This window comes from Microbacterium umsixpiens, assembly GCF_053543675.1.
Genome location: NZ_JBLVOH010000160.1, coordinates 1 through 2,775, shown reverse-complemented (window position 1 = coordinate 2,775; position 2,775 = coordinate 1). Strand labels below are relative to the sequence as shown.

3 protein-coding genes and 1 pseudogene are annotated in these 2,775 nt (G+C 73.0%); all 4 read left to right on the top strand.

Translation table 11 applies throughout. The features are described 5' to 3' along the window. Window positions 1-211, top strand: a pseudogene (locus ACNPM4_RS15725) (ROK family transcriptional regulator); the annotation flags it as partial. Then, entirely contained in the window at window positions 208-1,221 is a 1,014-nt protein-coding gene (locus ACNPM4_RS15720) for a Gfo/Idh/MocA family protein (RefSeq protein ID WP_448986303.1), read from the top strand. The pseudogene ACNPM4_RS15725 and the gene ACNPM4_RS15720, both read left to right, overlap by 4 nt. Further along, window positions 1,218-2,243 (top strand): Gfo/Idh/MocA family protein, encoded by a 1,026-nt coding sequence (locus tag ACNPM4_RS15715; protein ID WP_448986302.1) that lies wholly within the window; start codon window positions 1,218-1,220, stop codon window positions 2,241-2,243. Before ACNPM4_RS15720 ends, ACNPM4_RS15715 begins: the two co-directional genes overlap by 4 nt. A gap of 38 nt (window positions 2,244-2,281) precedes the next feature. Then, a partial coding sequence (locus tag ACNPM4_RS15710) for an aminotransferase class III-fold pyridoxal phosphate-dependent enzyme (RefSeq protein ID WP_448986301.1) occupies window positions 2,282-2,775 on the top strand: 494 nt, incomplete at its 3' end.

Here is a 2,775-nt window from a genome sequence, read left to right as displayed (position 1 = left end):
CCTGCCGTTCCAGGTGCCGCTCGCCGAGGCCCGCCTGGGCGCCGAGGCCGCGGCGCACGGTGCGGTCGTGCACGCGTTCCAGCGGCACGCCGCCGAGATCTACGGCATCGACGACATGCCGGCCCCGCCCATCACCCCCCTGCCGGTCGAGCCGGTCGAGCCGGTCGGGGCGGACGACACGACCCCCGAAGACCCCGAGGAGAAGCAGTGAGCACGTTGAAGGTCGGACTCATCGGAGCCGGCGGCATCTCGCGCGTGCACGCCGACGCCTGGCGGGCGCTGGGCGCCGAGGGGTACGTCACCTCCCTGGCCGGCGCCGAGGAGATCGCCGAGGAGTACGGCTTCGAGCTCGTCTCCGACGTCGACACGCTCATCGGGCTGGTCGACATCGTCGACATCGTGACCCCCAGCAGCACCCACGCCGACTTCGCCCTGCGGGCCATCGAGCGCGGGCGCGACGTCATCTGCGAGAAGCCGCTGGCGGCGACCGCCGAGGCCGCCACCACCGTCGCCCGCGCGGCCGATGAGGCGGGCGTGCGACTCTTCCCCGCCCACGTCGTCCGATACATGGGCGAGTACGCGCAGATCAAGGCCGGCATCGACGCCGGGCGCATCGGCACCCTCGCCGTGCAGCGCTTCAGCCGCGCCGGCTCCGCGCCGCAGACGCCCTGGTTCTTCTCGGAGAGCACCGGCGGCGGCGTCATCCGCGACCTGATGATCCACGACATCGACCAGGCGGTCTGGTTCGCCGGCCCCGTCGCCACGGTCTTCGCGGTGCAGAATCCGCCGACCGTCGACGACCGGGTTCCCGCACCCGTCACCGCGCACGTCGTGCTGACGCACCGCAGCGGCGTGATCAGCCACCTGCACGCCAGCTGGGTCGCCCCGGGCATGCCGTTCCGCACGAGCGTCGAGGTCGCGGGCTCCGAGGGCCGGCTGCGATACGACAGCGCCGAAGACGCGTCGCTGCGGACGGATGCCGTGCTCGACGCCGGCGCTACCGACTACCTGCCGCCGATGTCGCCCGAAGAGAGCCCGTACTACGCCGAGATCGTCGACTTCGTGGCCGCGTTGCGCGAAGGCCGCGACGCCAGGGTGAGCCCGGCGGATGGCATCGAGGCGGTCGCGGTCGCCGAGGCCGCCTATGCCTCGATCGCCGCCGGCGCCCCCGTCGCGCTCCCCACCCCCGACCGCACCGAGGCCGAGGAGGCCGTCCGATGACCGCCCCCACCCCGCTGCGGATCGCCGTGCTGTCGTTCGCGCACACGCACGCCCTGAGCTACGTGCACGCGCTGAAGGACATGCCGGGCGTCGAGCTGATCGCCGCCGACCCCGACGGCGCCACGGCTCCGGACGACGCCCCCCGAGGCGCCGCACTGGCTGCGGAGCTGGGTGTCGCGTACGTCGACACCTACGACGAGGCGTTCGCCTGGAAGCCGGATGCCGTCGTGATCGCCGCCGAGAACTCCCGGCACCGTGCCCTCGTCGAGCGCGCGGCCGCCGCCGGGGTGCACGTGCTGTGCGAGAAGCCGCTGGCCACGACCGTCGACGACGCGATCGCGATGCGCGAGGCGTGCGAGCAGGCCGGAGTGATCCTGATGGTCGCCTACCCGGTGCGTTTCGCGCCGAGCGTGCGCGACGCGATCGCCGAGCTGCAGAGCGGCCGTCTCGGCAAGGTCCTCGGGGTCACCGGCATCAACAACGGCAAGCTCCCGGAGGATCGCGCCTGGTTCACCGATCCCGAGCTGGCGGGCGGCGGCGCCCTCGTCGACCACGTCGTGCACTGCGCCGACCTGCTCGACGAGCTCCTGGGCGAGCGGGCGCAGTCGGTCCGCGCGATGTCGAACAGCATCCTGCACGCGCAGCGCGAGCTCGCGGTCGAGACCGGCGGACTCGTCACCATCCAGTACCCGAGCGGGGTGATCGCCACGATCGACTGCTCGTGGAGCTGGCCGATGAGCTCGGCGACCTGGGGCGGCCTCACGCTGCAGGTCGTGGCCGAGCGCGGCACCGTCACGGTCAGCCCCTTCGCGAAGGGTGTGGCCGGGCATGATGCGCTCGGCGAGACGTGGAGTCCCGTCGGGGCGGACCTCGACGCTCTGCTGCTCGAGGAGTTCGTCCGCGCCGTGCGCGAGGGCCGGCAGCCGCAGCCCGATGCCGGCGTCGGCATCCGCACGGTCGAGATCGCCAAGGCCGCCCAGCTCTCCGCGGCCCGCGCCGGCGAGGTCATCACCCTCGGCTAGACACCGCACCGCAGGATCCGCACGGCAGAGAGGCCAGCATGCACACCGCGCACAGCACCACCGGATGGCGACAGCGCGCGCTGGCCGTGATGCCGGTCGGGTCGAGCACCAACTCCAAGGCGCCGACGCTGCTGCCGGAGGAGCCCGAGGTCATCGTCCGCGGGCACGGATGCCGGGTGTGGGATGACCGGGGCCGTGAGTTCATCGACTACCGCTGCGCGCTCGGACCCGTGACTCTGGGCTATGCGGATCCGACCGTCGACGCCGCGATCCGCGCCCAGCTCGACGACGGCATCCTGTTCGGCCACCCGCATCCGCTCGAGACGACGACGGCCGAGCTGTTCTGCTCCCTCGTGCCCGGTGCCGAGGCCGCGCGCTTCCTGAAGACCGGCGGCGAGGCGCTGGCAGCCGTGATCCGCATCGCCCGCGCGCACACCGGTCGCGACCGGGTCGTGCAGATCGGTTACAACGGCTGGCTCAACTCGCTCGCGGCGGGCGCGCGGGTGCTGCCCGGGGCGACGACGGATGCCGT